1 protein-coding gene is annotated in these 381 nt (G+C 67.2%); it reads left to right on the forward strand.

Features of this window, described 5'->3' with window-relative positions; genetic code table 11:
- On the forward strand, nt 1-381 hold a 381-nt coding region (locus tag J1M41_RS11220; protein WP_206451764.1), incomplete at both ends, for a hypothetical protein.

Consider the following 381-nt stretch of genomic DNA (forward strand, 5'->3'; position numbering starts at 1 on the left):
GCAATTGGCCGACGCGGTGCGCCACTTCCTCGACGCCCTCGGTGACGCGGGGCCGCTGATCGGTGAGCTGGCGGGCGGGGTGGCAGACGTCCTCACGCCCGCCGTACGCGCGCTGGCCGACCTGATCCAGCTGATCGCTGACGGGTTCAACGCTCTGCCGGAGCCCGCCCAGGACGTGGTCGGTGCCATCGGCGGCATCGGTATCGCGGCCCTGGCGTTCCTGGTCATCGGCGGGCGGCTGCTCAAGTTCTTCGGCGGCCTGAGCACCAACATCAAGGACTCGATCGACTGGCTGAAGAAGTTCCGCAAGGCCCAGGACGACATCGACGACACGGATGTCGACGTCGACCCGGGCACGAAGAAGAAGACGAAGAAGAAGGG

Source organism: Micrococcus sp. KRD096 (assembly GCF_017168495.1).
GTDB classification, from domain to species: Bacteria; Actinomycetota; Actinomycetes; order Actinomycetales; family Micrococcaceae; genus Micrococcus; species Micrococcus luteus.